General features: G+C 27.2%; 19 protein-coding genes and 1 pseudogene. 13 read left to right on the top strand and 7 right to left on the bottom strand.

Going from position 1 to position 20119, the window contains the following annotated elements; translation table 11 throughout:
• Positions 1 to 367: 367 nt before the first annotated feature.
• The 6 genes from K0040_RS02635 (at position 368) to K0040_RS02610 (ending at position 5809) form a co-directional block, all read left to right on the top strand.
• The gene (locus K0040_RS02635; RefSeq protein WP_228107421.1) at positions 368 to 2569 is read left to right on the top strand and encodes an FtsX-like permease family protein; all 2202 of its coding nucleotides are present in this window, start codon (positions 368 to 370) and stop codon (positions 2567 to 2569) included.
• 2 nt (positions 2570 to 2571) lie between these two features.
• Positions 2572 to 3294 carry an ABC transporter ATP-binding protein gene (locus K0040_RS02630; RefSeq protein WP_228107420.1) on the top strand — a complete coding sequence of 241 codons (723 nt, stop codon included), beginning with the start codon at positions 2572 to 2574 and terminating at the stop codon, positions 3292 to 3294.
• A gap of 188 nt (positions 3295 to 3482) precedes the next feature.
• Positions 3483 to 3809, top strand: coding sequence for a PadR family transcriptional regulator (locus K0040_RS02625; protein ID WP_228107419.1), 327 nt, complete (start codon positions 3483 to 3485; stop codon positions 3807 to 3809).
• A 19-nt stretch (positions 3810 to 3828) separates the two neighbouring features.
• Positions 3829 to 4374, top strand: a complete 546-nt coding sequence (locus K0040_RS02620; protein WP_228107418.1) for a DUF2812 domain-containing protein — start codon at positions 3829 to 3831, stop codon at positions 4372 to 4374.
• A 24-nt stretch (positions 4375 to 4398) separates the two neighbouring features.
• Positions 4399 to 4638 (top strand): hypothetical protein, encoded by a 240-nt coding sequence (locus tag K0040_RS02615; protein WP_228107417.1) that lies wholly within the window; start codon positions 4399 to 4401, stop codon positions 4636 to 4638.
• 214 nt (positions 4639 to 4852) lie between these two features.
• Entirely contained in the window at positions 4853 to 5809 is a 957-nt protein-coding gene (locus K0040_RS02610; RefSeq protein ID WP_228107416.1) for a carbohydrate kinase family protein, read from the top strand.
• A gap of 193 nt (positions 5810 to 6002) precedes the next feature.
• On the opposite strand, the gene K0040_RS02605 is transcribed toward K0040_RS02610, so the two are convergent.
• Positions 6003 to 6719, bottom strand: coding sequence for a DUF1648 domain-containing protein (locus K0040_RS02605; protein ID WP_228107415.1), 717 nt, complete (start codon positions 6717 to 6719; stop codon positions 6003 to 6005).
• 305 nt (positions 6720 to 7024) lie between these two features.
• Here K0040_RS02605 and K0040_RS02600 point away from each other — a divergent pair, with 305 nt between their 5' ends.
• Together K0040_RS02600 and K0040_RS02595 are read left to right on the top strand one after the other, a co-directional pair.
• Positions 7025 to 7936 carry a DMT family transporter gene (locus K0040_RS02600; RefSeq protein ID WP_228107414.1) on the top strand — a complete coding sequence of 304 codons (912 nt, stop codon included), beginning with the start codon at positions 7025 to 7027 and terminating at the stop codon, positions 7934 to 7936.
• 67 nt (positions 7937 to 8003) lie between these two features.
• Entirely contained in the window at positions 8004 to 8513 is a 510-nt protein-coding gene (locus K0040_RS02595) for a TIGR03943 family putative permease subunit (RefSeq protein ID WP_228107413.1), read from the top strand.
• A gap of 39 nt (positions 8514 to 8552) precedes the next feature.
• Here K0040_RS02595 and K0040_RS02590 read toward each other — a convergent pair whose 3' ends face one another.
• The 5 genes from K0040_RS02590 to K0040_RS02570 all read right to left on the bottom strand — a co-directional run bounded on the left by K0040_RS02590 (position 8553) and on the right by K0040_RS02570 (position 15507).
• A complete protein-coding gene (locus K0040_RS02590; RefSeq protein WP_228107412.1) occupies positions 8553 to 9197 on the bottom strand; it encodes an HD domain-containing protein in 645 nt (214 codons plus the stop codon).
• 166 nt (positions 9198 to 9363) lie between these two features.
• A complete protein-coding gene (locus K0040_RS02585; RefSeq protein WP_228107411.1) occupies positions 9364 to 11901 on the bottom strand; it encodes a TrbL/VirB6 family protein in 2538 nt (845 codons plus the stop codon).
• A 20-nt stretch (positions 11902 to 11921) separates the two neighbouring features.
• The gene (locus tag K0040_RS02580) at positions 11922 to 14015 is read right to left on the bottom strand and encodes an efflux RND transporter permease subunit (protein WP_228107410.1); all 2094 of its coding nucleotides are present in this window, start codon (positions 14013 to 14015) and stop codon (positions 11922 to 11924) included.
• Positions 14016 to 14164: 149 nt separating this feature from the next.
• Positions 14165 to 14839: a TetR/AcrR family transcriptional regulator gene (locus K0040_RS02575; protein ID WP_228107409.1), complete on the bottom strand. Its 675-nt coding sequence runs from the start codon at positions 14837 to 14839 to the stop codon at positions 14165 to 14167.
• Between the two features lie 158 nt (positions 14840 to 14997).
• Entirely contained in the window at positions 14998 to 15507 is a 510-nt protein-coding gene (locus K0040_RS02570; RefSeq protein WP_228107408.1) for a ferritin, read from the bottom strand.
• Between the two features lie 202 nt (positions 15508 to 15709).
• Here K0040_RS02570 and K0040_RS02565 point away from each other — a divergent pair, with 202 nt between their 5' ends.
• The 5 genes from K0040_RS02565 to K0040_RS02545 all read left to right on the top strand — a co-directional run bounded on the left by K0040_RS02565 (position 15710) and on the right by K0040_RS02545 (position 19566).
• Positions 15710 to 16372 (top strand): B3/B4 domain-containing protein, encoded by a 663-nt coding sequence (locus tag K0040_RS02565; protein ID WP_228107407.1) that lies wholly within the window; start codon positions 15710 to 15712, stop codon positions 16370 to 16372.
• A gap of 59 nt (positions 16373 to 16431) precedes the next feature.
• On the top strand, positions 16432 to 17085 hold the full coding sequence (locus K0040_RS02560; RefSeq protein WP_228107406.1) for a pentapeptide repeat-containing protein: 654 nt from the start codon (positions 16432 to 16434) through the stop codon (positions 17083 to 17085).
• A gap of 104 nt (positions 17086 to 17189) precedes the next feature.
• On the top strand, positions 17190 to 17600 hold the full coding sequence (locus tag K0040_RS02555) for a YkvA family protein (RefSeq protein ID WP_228107405.1): 411 nt from the start codon (positions 17190 to 17192) through the stop codon (positions 17598 to 17600).
• 342 nt (positions 17601 to 17942) lie between these two features.
• On the top strand, positions 17943 to 18725 hold the full coding sequence (locus K0040_RS02550) for a Cof-type HAD-IIB family hydrolase (protein WP_074915025.1): 783 nt from the start codon (positions 17943 to 17945) through the stop codon (positions 18723 to 18725).
• A gap of 229 nt (positions 18726 to 18954) precedes the next feature.
• Positions 18955 to 19566 (top strand): response regulator transcription factor, encoded by a 612-nt coding sequence (locus K0040_RS02545; RefSeq protein ID WP_228107404.1) that lies wholly within the window; start codon positions 18955 to 18957, stop codon positions 19564 to 19566.
• Positions 19567 to 19669: 103 nt separating this feature from the next.
• Here the strand turns inward: K0040_RS02545 and K0040_RS02540 are convergent.
• Positions 19670 to 19909, bottom strand: a pseudogene (locus tag K0040_RS02540) (IS3 family transposase); the annotation flags it as partial.
• Between the last annotated feature and the right edge of the window lie 210 nt (positions 19910 to 20119).

The raw sequence follows: 20119 nt of genomic DNA, 5'->3' as shown, positions 1-20119 counted from the left end.
TTATTATGAAAAAAATATTTTAATGGATTATCTAACTTTACTTTCTACATATTATTCCATAATATTGAATTAGACAGAATTAAATTAGTAAATATATAAAGCTAAATAATATAGACAAAACTATTAAATTTATTAAAAAAGGTAGGAAGTTATGAAGAAAAAAAGTTTGTTTAATGTGTTAATTTTTTGTGGCATTTTTTTATGGGTAATTCCATCCATGATATTTTATAAGGTGGACAAAAGAGTAGTATTATTTTATTTTGGATCTCACCTAATATTATCTTTTTTATACTTAATACATTTTATCTATGCATATAAAGATAGGGAAAATGTAACATATGAAAATGTATTAATATATTTATCTATCATGGGAGAGATAATAGTTCATGTGGTTACGTATGCATTTTTATTTATTTTAGGTCAACAAAATAGTGTGAAAATAATACCCATAATATTATTTCTTAGATTAATAATTGCTTTAGGTATTATTATTTTCCGTCAATTAAGTTACGAAGATGCAGATATAGATAAAAGAATAAAGGAACAAAATAGATTAAATAAAGAGTCCAATCATAAAAAAATAAAGAAGAAAAAGAATAGCAAATGGATTTATAAAATTTTACTACAGGATTTTAAAGCTAATATTAAAAATTATATAGTTTTTATAATAAGTACAGTATTGACAGTTGCATATATTTATGGTTTTTTAGGAAACCTTTTTATTGTACATAATATGCAACAAACTAGTATTGCATATATTACTGAAGGAATTACCTCAGTTGTAATAAATGCATTATTTATTATTTCAATTGTAACAATATTAATTCAATTTTATTCACTTAAAAACTATATACAAAACAGAATGTATGATTTTAAGACCTTGTTGCTATTAGGTATTAAAAAACAAGAAATATATAAAAGCATGAGATACTTACTAATTGTAAGCTTATTGATTTCTTATGTAATAGGTGCTATTTTAGGTAATGGGATGATTTTTGTTTTTAGAAAAGTGTATGAATTTTATTTACAAAATCCTAATATACCAAGTGTAGATTTAGTACTTGTTACGGAGTTATCATTTATAGGATGTGTAGTGATTTTAGGATTTATTATGGCAATAGTTCAAGATTTAGCTATTGAGGGTGGTATTACTAATATTTCATCTTCAGATATGGAAGAAAAACTTCCAAAATACAATAAGATAATACTTATATTACCAATATTGCTTTTAGTATTATTTAAATTTTATTCAGACCCTCATTGGGCTGAATCAAAATATACAATTTATCCTTGGATAATAATATTTGTAATATTTGTTTATTATGGAGTAGGTTATATTCTTAATAAAATTAAAAATAGAAAATATTATTTGAAGAATATTTTATCCCTTAATCTTGTACTTTATAAATCTAGAACTTATTTAAAAAATTCTTTAATATTATATACTTTACTTTTTGTAATGTTTTTCACAAGTATTTTTCAAATAGCTGCTTTATTTCCTTTAGAGACTAAAGAACTTTATCCTTATGATTATGTATGTTTAGGATATGAAAAGGATAAAAGTGAGCTAGAAAGTATAGATAATAAATTTGATGTGAATAGTGAACTGTATCCCGTGGTAAGAGTTACTGTACCAGGAGGAGAAGATGGTGGCTATGGAGATATGTATAAAACAATTCCTATAGGACATCATCTTGGTATTTCTCAAAGCACTTACGAAAAGATAAGTGGTAAAAATTTAAATTTGAAAGATAAAGAAATTTATATTTTATTTCAAGAAGATAAATCAAATAAAGCTCATCCACTAGATTTTTATGCTATAAGATCTAAGCCTTTAATTAAAATAGGTGAGGCAGAACGCTATTATTTTGGGTTAAGGAAGGTTGTATTTAGCAATGACTATAAGGTCGTTGGTGAAAAAAGAGAAATACTATTTGGAAGATTGACAAATGTAATGTATGAAAATATAGTGATTTTCTCTGATGATTATTTTAATAATAAACATAATACTAGTGATGGCATCAAGTATTTAATGACAGTTAATAGTAATGCAAGTAATGATAAGTCATTAGAAAGTTATATGAGTAATTATGGAAAAACACATAAAGAAGAAAGTAACCTCGATAGCAATGTGAAGCATCTTTATAAATCCAAAGATTTAAATGACGGTTTTCAAGGCGAAAAAATATTTGAATTAATTATTAATATATCCATACTATTAACATTTGTAATTGCAAGTATAATAATTGTTTTTGTACATGCTTTTGGTAATATATCTTATTATAAAAATCGTTATCAATTGCTTAGTTATTTAGGAGAAAAGAAAAAGAAGTCCAACTCTATAATAATAAGAGAAATAACATCATTTGCATTTTTACCATGTATATTAGCAATAGTAACTTCTTTAATATTTGTTATAACCACAGTTTATATGCGCGGATTTACTTATTTAGAAATAATATCAAGCGGGAAAATTTATATAAGTATTATGTTAGTTTTTCTAGTTATATATAGTATATCAACTTTTATTATATCTCATTTTTTAATTAGAAATATTGGAGGGAAATAGCCATGGAAATTATCAAAGTAGTTGACTTAAAAAAATCTTTTGGAAGTGTTGATGTATTAAGAGGATTAAACTTCCAAATAGAAGAAGGCGAAAGAATTGCAATTATGGGAAACTCTGGATGTGGGAAAACCACATTATTAAAAATATTAGGTCTTATAGATTCTTCTACATGTGGAGACATTTATTATAAAGGTAAGGAAAGTAAAAGCTTATGCAGTGATGAAATTTCAGAAATTAGATTAAATGACATAGGATTTGTATTTCAAGAATTTCGATTATTAGATAGCTTAACGGTTCAAGAAAATATCATGCTTCCTATGATAATAAATAAAGAGGAAGAAAAAATTATGTTTGAAAAATGTAATTATTATGCTAAAAAAGTTGGAATAGAACATCTATTAAATAAAAAGCCATCTAATATTTCCGGTGGTGAAAAACAAAGAACAGCAATTTGTAGAGCATTAATAAATGACCCAAGCATTATTTATGCCGATGAGCCTACAGGAAATTTAGACTCAAAAACAGGTAAAACCATAATAGATATTCTGATAAATACAAATGTTGAGCTTAAAAAAACTCTAATAATGGTAACCCATGATCCAGTTATAGCAAGTTATTGCAATAGAGTAATATGGTTAAAAGATGGAATGATAGCTAATGAAATTAGAGGAAATGATAAAGATAAACTATATGGTGAAATTATTGAAAAAATGAAAGAAATATAAAGTGAAAGCATATTTTAATTTATTAGGCTAGAGAAAACTCTCTAGTCTTTTATATTGGTAATAAATAGTAAAATAATATTCAAAATATGTTGACCTACGATATATGTCGTGATACGATATAAATAAGCTAGGTATATCGTATCACGATATATCGTCATGCAACACAACAAAGGAAGGAATGATAATGGATGACAAAGAAGTATGAACCTTTAACAGAAAGCTATTACTATATTTTGCTCTGTTTATATAAAGGACCTAATCACGGTTATGGAATAATGCAAGATGCTATGAAATTTTCAGATAATAGGGTGAAAATAGGGTCGGGAACAATGTATACTGCAGTAAGCAAAATGATAAAAAAAGGGTGGATAAGAGATAGTATAACAGTGGATGACAGTGATGATAGAAGAAGAACATATGAAATAACAGAAGAAGGAACAAATATATTATATGGTGAAATAAAAAGGCTTAAAGAGCTGCTAAATAGCGCAAAGTTAATAGAAGACAAGATATAAAAATAGGGGGATAATAAAAATGGGAAAAGAATTAAAAAGATCATATAGAACATATACGGCTTGGGATTATGAAAAAGAAGAAGATTTTATAAATGAGAATAGTAATGGGGGATGGCAACTTATAAAGGGAGGTTGTTTCCACAGTGTATATGAAAAAGATGGTTCAAAAAAATATGTATATAAAATAGACTATAATCCAGAAATCATAAGAGAATCAATAGAGAAAAAAAGATATATGGAGATGTTTGAAGATTTAGGATGGGAATATATCAACTCAACTTACAATGGTTGGAATTACTTTAGAAAAGAATACAATGAAAATAGTGACGCTAGTGAATATGAAATATACACAGATCATACTTCTTACAAAGAAATGTTAGGGAGATGGTGTAAATTAGGTAAAGTTATATTTGCAGTAGAACTTGTAATATCTTTGGCATATACATTTATTGCAATAAAACATATGAATATAATTATTGGAATTGAAGCAGTATTGTTCTGGGGAATTTTTCTATGGATAAAAAAAGGTCTTGATATAATGAATGAAAAAATGGAAGATAAATAGAAATTTTATTTGGGGAAGGTAAACATGAATAATAATAAAAAATACATTTGTATTGGCTTGATTTTTAGTGGTATTTCATTTCTAATAAGTCAGCTTCAAATATTTTATATTATTTTACCGGATTTTATTAAAGGATTTTTACAAGGGTTTTTAATAAGTTTAGGTTTAATATTAATACTATTTGGACTATACTGTGAGACTTATAATTTGGAAAAAATAAAAAATTATAAACGTAAAATGTTAAATAAAATCTTGGGGAAATAGAATGTGGCATATAAAAAGGAGCCTCATCACTCCTTTTTATATGTAATAATTATGGGAATATTTTCGTGACTAATAAGTTATTATAGATGTGGAAAAATAAATTTATATAATATGTAAAAAAAATACATTGTGAAAATGTTGAAATTTGTAGAAATTAACGTTAAAAATATGTTAAAATATAAAAATAATTTCTTAGAAAGGTTACGATTATATTATGAAAAATACAAATTCCTATGCATTAGTATTCGGAGTATCAGTTTTTGATATTTGTGGATTTACGGATAATAATTATAGATGCAATGACTCTAACCCAGGTCAGGTGAAGACTTCTTTTGGAGGTGTTTGCAGAAACATAGCTGAATGCATGTCTAGAGTAGGAGTTAATACTAAGTTTATATCAATCTTAGGTGATGATGAAACTGGAAATAGAATGATAGAACATTCAAAGCTTATGAATTATGATATGAGTGATTCATTAATTATAGAAGGTGGGCATACACCAACATATATGGCAATACTTAACCACCAAGGAGAGATGGTATCAGCTGTAGTAGATATGAAAATAATAGACAAATTTACTACTGAATTTATCGACTCTAAGGCAGAAACAATAAAAAATTCTGAATATATGATATTAGATTCAGATAGACCGGACATAGTAGAACATATACTTAAAAATTTTAGTGGAGAAACTAAATTCATATTAGATCCTGTATCTGCTGCAAAAGCAGAAGGTATAAAACATTTAATAAAGTATTTCCATACTATAAAGCCAAACAGATATGAAGCTGAAATAATGTGTGGATTTAAAATTAAAAATGACGAAGATGTAAAAAAAGCTGGAAATTACTTTATTGATTTAGGAATAAAAAATGTATTTATTACACTAGATGAAGACGGAATATACTATAACAACGGAGTAGAAGAAGGTAAATTAAAAGCTAATGATGTTAAAGTTGTAAATGTGACAGGAGCCGGAGATTCTTTTGTTGCAGGAATAGCCTATGGATATATGGAAAATATTTCTTTGATAGATACGCTTAAGTTTGCTATTTCCATGTCAACTATAACTATATCAACAGAAGAAACTATTCATCCCGATATGTGCTATGATTTAGTTAAAAAATATGTTGATAATATACAATGGACTCATGTAAAATATAATAAATAATCTTTAAAATTAGAATCCTTCCATCATAATGGTTGGATTTTTTTAGTTATAGCATATAAAAATAAATGAAAATCATTTGATCTTAATATAATATATATTCGAGAAAACTCATTACAAATTTGAATTAGCAAATTTGTAGGAGAATATAGTTAAAAAGACTGTAGATAGTATAGTTATCTACAGTCTTTTTTAATTAATGAGAATGCTGGATTTTTTTTTTCATAGTATTATTTTTCAACTCATCTTTAATATGTTTCTCATGAAGATATTTCATATATATAATGGGAGATATTAAAAAAATACATAACATTAAGATTACAATAGCTAAAAGATAATAGTTACTGATAAACAAAAGCATAGGAAAGAATGTGACGCTACCAGTAAACCAGAGTATTCCACAAAATCTATGAGTTTTGTGCCAAATAATATGATTTTCTAAGGTGTATTTATTTCTTATAGAAAAACTAGAGATTTTATTACAATTAGGTATATAGTTACCATAAAAGCCAAATAGAAAGCAAATAGCACAAGCAAAAAAATTGTAAAAGTTAAAATTATTTAAGCAAGTCTCATAGTTTAAAGAAATATATATATTTGTATATACTAAAATATTTAATATTACCAAAAAATAATAGTTATTCCATCTTGTTATTTTATCTTCAGGTTCATAATTAAAACTTAAAAAAAAGAACTTAGGTTTAAAAATAACAAACAATAAAAAAATTATTATTGGAACAATAAATAATTCATTTTTACTTCCCCATCTATCGATAGTTCCATTCATCCAATAGTGAATAGGAATCTTGTTGGGGATTAAGGGGTATATATATAGGGTTATTAACAAAGGAAGCGTGCCAAATATATTATAAAAAGCCTTAATCATCGTGTTAATCTTTTTTACTTTCCTCATTATACTCGTCCTCTTCAATTAAAAATTTAGATTACTCTATATAATATTATATAGTGAAAAAGATAATAGATGTGACTAAAATAAAAATTTTTATAAAATTTAGAATATTAAACTAATTATATTTACCATTTGTTATAATTTATATAACAAGTTTTGTTATTAAGGGAGAGCGCTAAATGAATAATATAAAAGAAATTTTTATGAATACAGGCCACTCTTACAGCAATAAATGATATTATTGTCTAAAATTGTATCAGAGTATGTTGAAAGTATATAAAGATTAATAAGTAAAAGGGAGGTAGTATATGAAAAAATATAAATTAGGTCTTATTATTTCCATGTTAATTTGGGGTAGTATTGGTATATTTGTTAGATATATTAATTTTACGTCTAGCCAAATAGCATTGGTAAGAGCAATTGTAGGAAGTATTTTTTTGATAATTTTCAGTATGATATCAAAAGAAAGTTTATCCAAGGAAAAGATAAAATCAAACTTATTGATATTAATATGTTGTGGAATATGCTTAGGTTTTAATTGGATTTTCTTATTTCAAGCTTATCACTACACAACTATTTCTACAGCAACAATTTGTTATTACTTAGCACCAATAATAGTCATGTTTTTATCACCATTTTTATTAAAAGAAAAACTAAACTCAGTAAAAGTTTCTTGTATAGTTGCAGCCATGATAGGAATGCTTTGTATTGTGGGAATTGATAAAAGTAGTATAGGGAAAAATAATATGGTTGGAATACTCTATGGCTTAAGTGCAGCATGTTTTTATACAGGTGTAGTAATATTAAATAAATTTTTAAAGGGTATTTCAGGTAGAGATAGTGCCATAGTACAGCTATCAGTATCAGCTATATTTCTGATACCTTATGTAATTTTCACAGAAAAAATGAGTTTAGTAGGTGTTTCTAGTCAGTCGATAATTCTATTACTAATATTAGGGGTAGTTCATACAGGAATAGCATATTTATTATATTTTACTGTTATTCAAAAAATAGAAAGTCAGACGGTGGCTATTTATTCCTATGTGGATCCCATTTTTGCAATATTTATGTCAGCTATAGTTTTAAATGAAAGTATGAGTTTATTACAAGTTATTGGAGGAATATTAATATTAGGATCTACATTTATCAGTGAGGTGTATAGCGATAAAATAAAATCCCAAGAACTTTTATTGGAGTCGGCTACTACGGAAGAAGAATAATTGACACATTTTTTTCTTCATGATAAGATAAGACAAAATATTTAATACATATTTTGGAGGTCAATAAGTGAAGAAAGTATTTGGTATTATACTAATTAGTTTATGTACAATAATTATTATGACAGGATGTAATAAAAAAGTATCTAGCGAAAGTGCTGAAATACATAAAAATGAAGATTCTCAAGAAATAATTAAAATAATGGAAAATGTATATGTTGACTATATAAACGATATTTATTTAGATAGTAGCAAATATGTGGGCAAAACCATAGAACTAGAAGGTATGTTTATAAAATTAAAAAATAAAGATAATAAAAATCATTTATATGTGTATAGATTAACCGATACAGTAGAACATAACCATGATGATGACTCTGTACACGAAGATGAAGAGTATAAAAAGGTTGAAACTAAGTGTGGATTAGAATTTGACTATGATGGAGATTTGCCAAAAGAAAATGATTGGATAAAAGTTTTAGGTAAGTTAGAAGAGGAAGATGGAAACTTAGTTATTAAGGCAGATTCTGTAAAGATAATGGAAAACAGAGGAATGGAAAAAGTAAAGCAATTTTATTAAAAAGATAAGTCCTATATTATTTATAGGACTTTTTATTGATTATTTTTCTTTATTAAAATTCCATTCATAATAAAACTCATCCAAATAAATTTCCATAAATCTATGTCTTTCTTCAGCAATTTGTTTAGCAGTATCTGTGTTTATTAAATCTTTAAGCTTAAGTAATTTTTCATAGAAATGATTTATTGTGTGGTTATCAAGATTTTTTACTTCATCTAGGTTTTGAAAATTTTTAGGTTTAATATGAGGATCATACATTAATTTATTTTTACTGCCACCATATGTAAAAGCTCTTGCTATGCCTATGGCACCCATAGCATCTAATCTATCAGCATCTTGAACAATTTTTCCTTCTAGATTGTTTTGATAAGAATTTATTACACCGCCTTTATAGGACATGGTGGTGATTATATTCATTATTTTATAAATAGACTCTTCATCAACACTAATGGATTTTAAAAAGCTTTCTGTTGTTTTATTATTATTGCTAAATTTCCAATCATCAATATCATGAAGTAGAGAAGTCATTTTAATAATGAATTCATCTCCCCCTTCATTTTCACAAATATAAGTAGCCAAATTATAAACTCTTTTTATATGAAACCAATCATGGCCAGAGCCTTCTTTATATAATTTATTTTTTACAAATGATTTGGTTTCTTTCAATATTACGTCTTTATCCATTTAACCATCCCTCAATTTCAGTTTTATGTAAAGCATAGATTTATTATAATATAAGTTATGCTCTTACATACATTTTTTCACAAACAAGAGAAAAATATGTAATTAAAAAGGAGCAAGGTCATAATTATTTTCCTTTGCTCCTTATAAAGAGGTAAAATGGTAATATCTATTTATTAAACTTGCTCTTTATCCAGTCGATAAAATTACTACTAGAACTTTCACTGTTATCAACTTTTTTTGCATCATCATTTTTAGTATCAGAAGCTTCTTCTTTATTGGAATCTTCAGCTTTTACTTTCATTACAAATTTTACGCTACCATCCATGCTATCACTTATGCCAGTAAAGTTATCATATCCTTTAGCAGCGTCTATTAACTTGTCTTTAACTTCCATAGATCCATCTAAAGAACTTATTAAAGAATCTCCTTCTTTAGCAAGTTTATTTAAACCTTCATTTTGAAGCTTTTTAGCGCCTGAATATAATTGGTCAGTACCACTAGATAATGTTCCTATTCCAGCTGAGATTTTTTCGGAATTGCTAGAAAGTTCAGAGGAACCATTCTTTAATGTACCCACTCCATCAGCCAATGCTTTTCCGCCAGATTCTAATAGGGAAGTACCGTTAGCTAAAGTCTTGCTACCAGAGTAAGCATCAGAAGCACCTTTAGCAAGCATAGAGGAACCTTTAGCAAGTCTAGAAGTACCAGAAGTTAAACTAGCACTACCAGAGTAAGCATCAGAAGCACCTTTAGCAAGCATAGAAGAACCTTTAGCAAGACTAGAAGTACCAGAAGTTAAACTAGCACTACCAGAGTAAGCATCAGAAGCACCTTTAGCAAGTTTAGAAGAACCATTTGCCAAATTTGAACTACCATCACTTAGGGTTTTTAGTCCACTAGAAACAGAGCTAGAACCTTTGCTTATTTCTCCTAAACCAGTTTTTAAATCCGATAATCCACTATTAAGGTCACTCAGACCAGAAGAAAGTTTTTTAGCACCAGCTACTGCAGAATTAATGCCTTTGGCTAAAGATTTTAGACCACTTTCTTGTTTATCAGCTAAATCATTTAATCCCTTGGCAATGCTATTTAAGCCATCGGCAGCACCACTAATACTTGAAGATTGTTTACTAAGTGAATCACTAATTTCTTGTACATTAGCTAATGTTTTTTCGTCACCATTTTCAGATGCTCTAGCAGCTATAGATGAAAGGTTAGATTTAATCTTGCTGCTACTTCCAGCATTTAATTTAGAAGCGATGCCTTCTATTTTTGAAGCAAGAGATCTAATTACATTTGTAGAAGATATTAAGTCATTTACTCCGCTAGAACCATTGCTTAACCCTTCTTTTAAATTGTCAGCACCAGCTTGTAGTTGTTTAGACCCTTTTTGTAACTCACTAGCGCCGCTATATGAAGAATTAATACCTTTATCTAATGCAGAATAGTTACTATTTAATTTAGAAGCTCCATCACTAACTTTTTTAGCACCACTACTTAAGTCTTTAGAAGAAGAACTTAAAGTACTAAGACCGCTAGATAGAGAAGAAGCTCCATGGTTAACTTTTTTAGCACCACTATTTAAATCTTTAGAAGAAGAGCTTAAAGTACTAAGACCACTAGATAAACTAGAAGCTCCAGAATTAACTTTATTAACACCATTACTTAAGTCCTTAGAAGAGGAGCTTAAAGTATTAAGACCACTAGATAAACTTTGAGCTCCGTTATTTAATTCAGGTAATTTACTTACAAGTTGAGAAGCACCATTATTAAGAGTAGTTATACCATTGTCTAATGTTTTAACTCCGTTATTAAATTTTTTATAATTAGTATCTAAAGTATTAGCACCATTACTAACTTGTTTAGCACCATCTACTAAGCTTTTACCACCGTCTTGTAATTTATCTAAAGAATGTTTTAAATCACCAAAGCTAGTATCATCATCTATATCTTCTAGATATTTTGATACATCACTTGTAGCAGCAATCATTATATTTGGAGTTTCAAAAGAAGTAGTATTTCCTTCGATAACAACCTCATCTTTTAAATCAAGATAACTAGAGAACTTACTATCTAAATCAAGAGATTCTTTGAAACCTGGTATAGATACAAATGTAATAGCACAATTACTTCCTTCATCTAATAAAGCTCCTGTGCTTGTTTTTATATCTTTAAAATTATCTCTATTTAAAACAATTTCTGAAGCAGTTATAAAAGGAACATAAATAGTTCTGTTTTTTCCATTTATAGTTACTTGGCGGCTTTCATTATTTTTTAAGGATAAAGTAATTTTAAATTGACCACTTTTACCTTGAATATCTTGAGGATTTATTTCTTTTCCATTTAATTCATATTTAATATCCACATTAATAGGTAAATTCTTGCTAGTTTCACCTTGGTAATATAGATCATCATCTTTAACATCCCAAGTTATTTTGTTTCCACTAATTTCAGGCTTTTCATCGCCTTTAACATTTTTTATATTACTTAGAGAACTTACATCATGGATAGTTCCAAGAGAAGATGAACTATTAATCCATGCTGATACTATATTTTTATTAACATTACCATTTTCATCTAATATAGAGTATACAGTTTCATCTTTACTTATATTGTTGTCAGCAAAAACACAAGATGAATTACCAAGCATAAGTACTATAGTTGCAAGAGCAACAGATTTATTTTTTATTTCTTTATTATTCATTTTAATAAACCCCCTATTAATTAATTAGTTTCTTCACATAATTCTTTTTTAGTTATAAAACTTTTATTAGTTTTAACAACGATTCCTTCAAATAATAATAGTATTGCAGGAAGTATAAAAATAATTATAAACATACTAACTATGGCACCTCTTGCCATTAGAGTGCAAAGAGCACTAATCATATCAAGCTTTGAAATTAATCCTACGCCAACAGTAGCACCAAAGAATGATAGAGCACTAGTTATAATAGAAGGAGCACTTCCTTTTATTGAGCGTTCCATAGCTTCAAATTTTTCATATCCTTCATTTCTTTCCTCTCTAAACCTAGAAGTAATAAGTATAGCATAGTCAATAGTAGCTCCCAGCTGTATAGTACCAAGAACTATAGAGGCTATAAATGGTTCTACATTTCCTGTATAATAAGGAATACCTAAATTAAGGAATATAGCACATTGTATAGTGGCAACTAGAAATACTGGAAGTGATGCTGATTTAAACAATAAAGCAATAATAATGAATATAGCAATAATAGAGGCAGCGCTTACTTTTTTGAAATCTGTATCGGCAATTTTTATTAAGTCTAAAGTAAGAGGTGCTTCACCACCTACAAGTCCTTCACTATCATATTCATGAACTATTTTATTTAATTTTTCGATTTGAGCATTACATTCATCGGTAGCTGCTTTATATTTTGAGTTGACTAATATTTGTTCATAACCGTTAGATTTTACTTCGCTTAAAATATCGTCAGGTAAGAAATCTTGATCAACTCTTGGGCCTATATATTTTTCAAGTCCAATAACAGAAGTAATACCATCTAAATTTTCAATTTCTTTAATCATTTCACTTAAATCATTTGGAGAAACGCTATCTTTTACTAATATAAAATTGGTACTTTCCATATTGTAATCAGTTTTCATTTTGTTTGTAGCAATAATTGAAGGAAAATTACTTGGTAAACTTTCATCTAAATTATAGTAGACATTAGCATTTTTATATCCAAAATAAGATGGAATAAATATGATTATAAATAAGATAGCTAATTTTTTATAATTCTTGACTATAATTTTAGATACTTTATTAAACTTTGGCATCACTGTTCTATGTTTATATTTTTCAATTTGTTTGTCAAACACAAGTATGAAAGAGGGTAGTATAGTAATAGTACTAAGAACACCAATTAAAACTCCTTTTGCCATTACTAGACCTATATCTTTTCCAAAGCCTAACTCCATAGCACATAGAGCTAAAAAACCTGCTATGGTAGTAACAGAACCACCAGCAACAGATATAAAGGTATTTTTTATGGCATTTGCCATAGCACTTTTTTTATCCTTTGGACACTTGATTTTTTCTTCTTCGTATCGATGCAATAAGAATATTGAATAATCCATAGTAACACCTAGTTGTAATACAGCAGCTAAGGCTTTTGTGATATAAGAAATTTCTCCAAATATAATGTTTGAGCCAAAGTTATATATTACGGCCATACCAATACTTGTTAAGAAAATTATTGGTATAACAGAGGATTCTAAAGTAAGACCAAGGATAATTAGAATTAAAATACTTGCTGCTAGTATATATAAAGGGACTTCTTTGTCTGCTAAATCCTTGGTATCTTTAAGAATTCCACACATGCCACTTAAAAAAGCTTGTTTTCCTGCAATGCTTCTTATAGAAGATACTGCATTTTGAGTTTTTATGTCCCCAGTGGCTTTTTCCATTTTTACTATCATCATCGTAGATTTATCCCCGTTGTATAGAAAATCAGTCATATCTTTTGGTAAAATTTCTTTAGGTACTGATAAATCCATAAAATCATCTACCCATAGCACATCAGCTACACCATCAACCTGAGCAATCTTGTCCTTAACCTTAGAAACGTCTTTATCATTCATATCTTCTACAATTAACATGGCTAGAGTACCACAACCAAAATCATCTTTTAAAAGTTTTTCGGCCTTTGTAGTAGAAATATTGTCTGGCAAATAACTTAAGATATCATAATTAATATTTGTGTTAAAATAACCAAATGCAGATGGAATTAATAAGATTATTGCCAGTAGTAAGATTAACTTACTGTGATTTGCAATTTTTTTTGCAATTCTTTCCATATTTACCCCTCCAAAATATTAGCACGTTTAGGCGTGCCCAAATTTATAACAAAATTATAGGGCGTGCCCAATACTATGTCAACTGTTTTTGCTAAAATTTTCTAATTAGTTTAAAATAAAAAAAGATGAACAACTTTACATTGTTCATCTTAAAATTCGAAATAATGGAATTTTGCAATTATGTCGTTATAATCAAATTTTTTTGCCTCTACCATTGCTTTATCCACGATTTCATTCACTTGTTTATGATCTATGATATTAAGCAATAGTAAACGAGTAGAGGTAATACTTCTTACAATTGAATCTATGTCAAAGTCCTCTTCACCGTGATAATATCTTTTCATTAATTCACATTCCCCTGCATACCCAATAGTAACACTAAAACATATATCTTTTTCTTTTATATCGTAATTCATATCTTCAGCCTTTTTCTTGCACAAATCTATTAAAATATTTTGAGCAGCTCTTCTTACAATTTCTATATTAGAACCTTGTAGATAAATTCTGAATAGTTTTTCATTTAAAACTAAAGTATAGGTATAAACACATTGTATTGTAGCATAGCTTAACAATACTTCTGTTTTATCATCACTACTTTCTATAACATCATCATAAATTTTATTTAAGATTTGTTTAAAAATATGGATTAAAATATCTTCTTTTTTTCTGAAGTAATAATATAAATGACCTCTTCCTATTCCACACTGTTCAGCAATTTGTCTAATAGTTGTTTTATCATAGCCTTGATTTAAAAATAACCCTGTAGATATTTTTAATATATTTTTCTCCATATCACTTATGGTTTGCGTTTTTAATTCATTCATATTAAGACTCCTTTTAATTAGAATTTATTTAACACTATTATAATACTATATTCTAATTTGGAAAGTTTTTTTTATTTAAATAAAATATTAATTAATATTTAAAAAAAGTAAAAAAATAAGTTACCTAAAATGATTGACATTATAGGTAACTTTATAAATTAATTTGTAACAGGCGCCACGTAAGTTCTATTTGCTAACTCATCATCAAGCATATAAAGAGCGGCTGGATTATTTTCGCATCTTTTTACTTTTTTTAGTAAAGAGTTAAAGTTATTTTCTTCTTCTACTTGTTCATCAATAAACCATTTTAAGAAACTCATAGTAGCGTGTTCTCTTTCTTCGGTAGCTATATCAGTAATAGCATAGATTCTACTTGTTACCATTCTTTCATGCTCTAAACCAGTTTCAAATACATCTACCATGTTATCATATTCTTTTTTAGGTTGTTCTACTTCCCCAAGGACCACTTTACCGCCTTTTTGGAATACATAATCATATAACTTCATAGCATGATCTAACTCTTCTTTTGCTTGAACTCTAAAAAAATTAGCAAATCCATTTAAGTCAGAAGATTCACAAAATGCAGACATTGCTAAATAAGTATATGAAGAATAGAATTCAAAAGTTATTTGATCATTTAAACTTCTTTCTAGCTTTTCACTTAACATATTTACACCTCTTAATATAATATTTTAACTATTATTATTTTAACATAGCTTATGGAATATTTTGGCCATAAAAAAAAATTATATTAAGAAAATAGTATTATTGAAAAGAAAAAATATGGATATGAACAAAAATTTAGTTAAAAATGATAAGCATGCTTTTTTATAGTATAATTATATCTAAATAGAAAAGGGGGTTGGAAAAATGAAAATAATAATTGATGATAAAATTAATGAAAAATGCAACAAGGTGGCAATCGGTTCTATAGAAGCTTATGTTAGTGTAACAGAAAAGAATGAAAAGTTATGGAACATAATTGATGAAAAAGCAAAGGAAATAGAAAATAGTGTACCTGTTAAAACAATTAATACAATAAATAATATTGCAAACTCTAGAGCTGCTTATAAATCTTTTGGAAAAGACCCATCCAGATATAGACTATCTTCTGAGGCACTATATAGAAGAATAGCTAGAGGGATTGGTTTATATAAAGTTAATAATGTGGTAGATATAAATAATTTAATTTCTTTAAACTCTGCATACTCTGTAGGAACTTATGATTTAGATAAGATAAGTGGAGATATACATTTTACAATTGCTGAGGAAGGCGAAACTTATGCAGGTATAGGTAAGGGAGAATTGAATATTGCTAATTTACCAGTATTTTATGATGATAAAGGAAAGTTTGGTAGCACAACTTCAGATTCTATAAGAGCTATGATAACCACAGATTCTAAGCATATTTTAATGAATATAATTTCATTTAATGGTGATGAAGAGTTAGATAAATATATGGATGAGGCTTGTGAATATTTAGAAAAATATGCTGATGGAAAAATTTTATGTAAAGAAATAAATAAATGGTAATATAATTAAATAAAAATAACTATTTTTCCAAAGGATATGGAGAAATTTTAAGAATGGAGATGAGTAGATTGAAAAAAATTCAAAAGCCTAAGATAAATGTTAATTTAGAAGTAATAAATACTTTAGACCAGTTATTAGAATTAATAGAGGAAGATGAAAAAATCTGTGATAAGTTGATTGAAAATATTGATATTCCAACTATGGATGAGTCTAGGTTATCTTTTGATAGTTGTGTTTTTAAAAATGTAAATTTTGACAATTGTATATTTAGATATATAGACTTATTAGATGTTATATTTGACACATGTGATTTATCAAATATAGATTTTTCAGAAGGAAGTATATTTAGAACTGAATTCGTAAATTGCAAGATGTTAGGGTGCAAAATTGAAGATGCACATTTAAAAGATTGCTTATTTAAAAATATTTTAGGTGATTACAGTAGTTTTGCTTTCAGTAAATTAAATAAGGTAAGCTTAGAAGGCTCATCTTTTGCTTCAAGTGTATTTATGGAAGTAAAGAATAAATGTTTGAATTTTGATGATTGTGATTTTAAAAAGACAGTCTTTACAAGAACATATTTAGAAGGTGTAAATTTATCTAACTGTGAGATTGATGGAATAGAAATTGGGATACCTGAACTATATAAAGCTAAAGTAAATGCTAGTCAAGGATTAGAATTGGTAAGGCTAATAGGATTAATTATAGAATAAACTATAAGAATACATAATAAAATTCTTGAATATAGTCGATTTTTGTTTTAATATATTGTATAAACAATTATGTACAAAGATCTTATTATTAAGGAGAATGTATGATGAACAAGACTATGAATACTGGCAACAGGTTTTTAGATAGCTTTAAGAGAATATTAGTAAGATTTAAAGAAGCTGGATTTGGCATAGGATTTATAAAAAATTTGCCTAAAGTTGCAGACTATTTTAGTGATAGAAATGTATCTTTTTTAGGAAAAGCAAAAGTATTTTTTTCTTTTGTAGCCACACTAATATACTTTGTATTTTCTATAGATGTGATTCCAGAGGCATTGTTTGGACCATTAGGTTTTTTTGATGATGCCTTTATGATAATATGGGCAATAGGTATAATTAATGAGGAACTGTCCAAGTATAAAGGCCCTCAAGATCCATATGAGAGAAGTGGTAAAAAAGTATATAAAGATCCAAATATAATAGATGATGCTAGCTATAGTATTAAAGATGAAGAATAAAGCCAGTTTTACACTGGCTTTTTTATTGTAATTTCCTGATACTTTAATTTTAGGGATATAAGTTGGAATAACTGTATGTGTTACAATGTAGATATATCAGAAAAGTGAAAAAATCATTATACATTAGATAATTTGCGCATTGTTACATTATACATTGCTTTATTTCGTCAAAAACATACAAAAATTTAGTTTTTTCATAAATTTCATTTTGTGAAAAATATTAATATTTAAGTAATTAGATTTCATAAAATTGTTTGTATAATAGAAAAAATGCAATTGAAAAAAATATAACTTAAGGCTATATTTATATTTAAATAAAAAGACATTAGGGAGGATAATAACATGGAAAATAGAAAAATTTTATTTTTCGATATTGATGAAACTTTGCTTTCTCACAAAACGTTTACAATACCAGAAAGTACAAAGAATGCACTTAAAAAAGCAAAAGAAAAAGGCCATCTGATTTTTATAAATACAGGAAGGACAAAATCATTAATCGGTGATGATATAAAGGAACTAGGTTTTGATGGATATGTTTGTGGATGTGGGACTTATATAGAAGTAAACAATGAAGTACTTTATGTTAACAGAGTAAATAAAGAAAAGTATAACGTTATACTAGATTCATTAAAAAAATATGAATTAAATGCTGTTTTAGAAGGTGAAGAAGCTATATATGTTGACGAAAATGCAGAAGATGACTTTTTATTGTCTAATCTAAGAAAACAAAACTACCCAGTAAAGGCATATGATTTAGAAAATATGACATTTAATAAGATGTTTATTAGGTATGATGATAACAAATATATAGATGATTTCTGTGAAGAAATAAAAGAAATATTTGATTACATAGATCATGGAAAAGGAACGAGAGAATTAATACCCAAAGGACATTCAAAAGGAAGTGGGATAGATTTTTTAATCAATTATTTTAATATAAATAAAGAAAATACATTTGCTTTTGGAGACAGCAACAATGATATACCAATGTTAGAAAGTGCCTCCAATAGTATAGTTATGGGAAATGGCAATCCAGATTTGTTTAAAAAAGCTACATTTGTAACAAAACATATAGATGAAGATGGAATAGAACATGCAATGAAATATTTTGATATTATTGATTAAATATAAACGCTATTTACTTTAAATATATTTCTTTAGATTAATAAAGTAGTACTACTTTAATTGACAGAACTTAAGTTAAATGATAGACTCCTTTATAAATACAGATAATTAAATGATAAAAGTAATTTATTAGGGTTAAGGTTATGATTTTTTCAAGATTGAGGGAATAAATTTAAAACTAAAATGTCAGCTTGCTTGATTTTTTGTTTTTAGTAAGGGGTGTAACGAAATGAATGTTTTAGTTATTTCGGAATCAGATATTATTATTGGGGTAGTAGAAGATATACTAAATAATAGTGAAGATGAAATTGAAGTTATTTCTGCGAAAAAATTAGAACTTATTTGCAATATGCAATACGATAATATTGAAATGATAATAATAGATATAAGGAATGACTATTTGGAATTATTAAGTTTTGTAGAATCTATAAAGTCTATCAATGATCAAATAAAAGTTATTGTATTGGATATTAGAAAAAGAGGGGCTATTTTTAAGAGAGCTTTAAAAAATGGTGTGGAAGGTTATGTTGCAGACATACCTGACAAAAACGATTTTTCTTCTATTTTACATAGCGTAATCAAAGGCAAAAAGTACTATGATTTAGACTTACTTGAAAAGTTGTTTGAGCATGAAGAAAAACATAGTAGAAATAAGCTAACTAAAAGGGAAGATGAAGTTTTACAATTAATTGGAGATGGATGTAATAACAAAGAAATTGGAAATAAATTATATATTACAGAATGTACAGTTAAAAAGCATGTTAGTAATATTTTTGTAAAACTAAATCTTCGAAACAGAAAAGAAGCAATTTCTTATGTGAAGTTACAAAGTAAGGAATAAAAATATTTATATGGTATTACTTCGAGTAGTACTACCATGCTAATATAAAAAGACTAGACTATAGTTATGACTCTGTCAAGTAGACACTCATAAAAAAGGCACTTTAAGCGGCATGTGTTCGGTATTCAACTGGACTCATGCCATTTTTTATTTGTACACGTTCGTGATTGTAGAAAGAAATATATTCCTCTATAAGTTTTGTGATTTCTTTTGAATCTCTTGTATCAACTAGATAGACTAGTTCACATTTTAGATGACTAAAAAAACTTTCAATAGGAGCGTTATCTCAACAGTTACCTCTTCTAGACATAGATTGCTTAATTCCATTAATTTTAAGGGACTGTAGGTAGATTTGTGTAAAACAAACTTACCTACAGTCTTTTTTGTATGTAAAACTGGTAAGTTTGGAATAATATTCATATTAAACTTTTGGAGGTATTAAAATGAAAAATAAAAAAGAAATAATTATTCCAGATATAGACTATCAAGTTGAAGTTAAAAAGTGTAAAACTATGGAAGATGTGGTTGGTAAAAATGGACTAATGCAAAAGTT

Origin of the sequence: Terrisporobacter petrolearius (genome assembly GCF_020748185.1) — a bacterium.
In the GTDB taxonomy this organism is placed as follows: domain Bacteria; phylum Bacillota; class Clostridia; order Peptostreptococcales; family Peptostreptococcaceae; genus Terrisporobacter; species Terrisporobacter petrolearius.
Note: the sequence above shows the minus strand (reverse complement) of the source record. Positions and strands in the feature narration are given on the sequence as shown.

Coding starts and splice junctions, on each gene's coding strand:
- K0040_RS02635 (WP_228107421.1), top strand. CDS start 368: ATGGGAGAGATAATAGTTCATGTGGTTACGTATGCATTTTTATTTATT.
- K0040_RS02630 (WP_228107420.1), top strand. CDS start 2,572: ATGGAAATTATCAAAGTAGTTGACTTAAAAAAATCTTTTGGAAGTGTT.
- K0040_RS02625 (WP_228107419.1), top strand. CDS start 3,483: ATGACAAAGAAGTATGAACCTTTAACAGAAAGCTATTACTATATTTTG.
- K0040_RS02620 (WP_228107418.1), top strand. CDS start 3,829: ATGGGAAAAGAATTAAAAAGATCATATAGAACATATACGGCTTGGGAT.
- K0040_RS02615 (WP_228107417.1), top strand. CDS start 4,399: ATGAATAATAATAAAAAATACATTTGTATTGGCTTGATTTTTAGTGGT.
- K0040_RS02610 (WP_228107416.1), top strand. CDS start 4,853: ATGAAAAATACAAATTCCTATGCATTAGTATTCGGAGTATCAGTTTTT.
- K0040_RS02605 (WP_228107415.1), bottom strand. CDS start 6,719: ATGAGGAAAGTAAAAAAGATTAACACGATGATTAAGGCTTTTTATAAT.
- K0040_RS02600 (WP_228107414.1), top strand. CDS start 7,025: ATGAAAAAATATAAATTAGGTCTTATTATTTCCATGTTAATTTGGGGT.
- K0040_RS02590 (WP_228107412.1), bottom strand. CDS start 9,197: ATGGATAAAGACGTAATATTGAAAGAAACCAAATCATTTGTAAAAAAT.
- K0040_RS02585 (WP_228107411.1), bottom strand. CDS start 11,901: ATGAATAATAAAGAAATAAAAAATAAATCTGTTGCTCTTGCAACTATA.
- K0040_RS02580 (WP_228107410.1), bottom strand. CDS start 14,015: ATGGAAAGAATTGCAAAAAAAATTGCAAATCACAGTAAGTTAATCTTA.
- K0040_RS02575 (WP_228107409.1), bottom strand. CDS start 14,839: ATGAATGAATTAAAAACGCAAACCATAAGTGATATGGAGAAAAATATA.
- K0040_RS02570 (WP_228107408.1), bottom strand. CDS start 15,507: ATGTTAAGTGAAAAGCTAGAAAGAAGTTTAAATGATCAAATAACTTTT.
- K0040_RS02565 (WP_228107407.1), top strand. CDS start 15,710: ATGAAAATAATAATTGATGATAAAATTAATGAAAAATGCAACAAGGTG.
- K0040_RS02560 (WP_228107406.1), top strand. CDS start 16,432: ATGAGTAGATTGAAAAAAATTCAAAAGCCTAAGATAAATGTTAATTTA.
- K0040_RS02555 (WP_228107405.1), top strand. CDS start 17,190: ATGAACAAGACTATGAATACTGGCAACAGGTTTTTAGATAGCTTTAAG.
- K0040_RS02550 (WP_074915025.1), top strand. CDS start 17,943: ATGGAAAATAGAAAAATTTTATTTTTCGATATTGATGAAACTTTGCTT.
- K0040_RS02545 (WP_228107404.1), top strand. CDS start 18,955: ATGAATGTTTTAGTTATTTCGGAATCAGATATTATTATTGGGGTAGTA.